Raw genomic sequence first — 271 nt, 5'->3', positions numbered from 1 at the left:
GCCTGGGGAACACCCCTTCCTGGCCTGTTCATTCTGGCTTGCGGAGCAGTACGCACGTACGGGACGCCGCGCTGACGCCCAGATGCTCATGGACAAACTTATAGGGTTTGCCAATGAGCTAGGCCTGCTGAGCGAAGAGTACGACGCAAAAGAGATGCGGATGGCGGGCAACTACCCGCAGGCTTTTTCCCACCTTGCCCTCGTGCGTGCAGCTGATGCTATGCACGGCGTCGCCCGCCTTAGCCTTGCCGTCCAAACTGGTGACCAGCGC

At 60.9% G+C, this 271-nt stretch carries 1 protein-coding gene; it reads left to right on the top strand.

The window, feature by feature from the left end:
• Nucleotides 1-82: 82 nt before the first annotated feature.
• A partial coding sequence (locus SB724_RS20190) for a glycoside hydrolase family 15 protein (protein WP_410572631.1) occupies nucleotides 83-271 on the top strand: 189 nt, incomplete at its 3' end.

It is taken from the genome of Bacillus sp. SIMBA_031 (assembly GCF_046535225.1).
GTDB lineage: Bacteria > Bacillota > Bacilli > Bacillales > Bacillaceae > Bacillus > Bacillus velezensis.
Note: the sequence above shows the minus strand (reverse complement) of the source record. Positions and strands in the feature narration are given on the sequence as shown.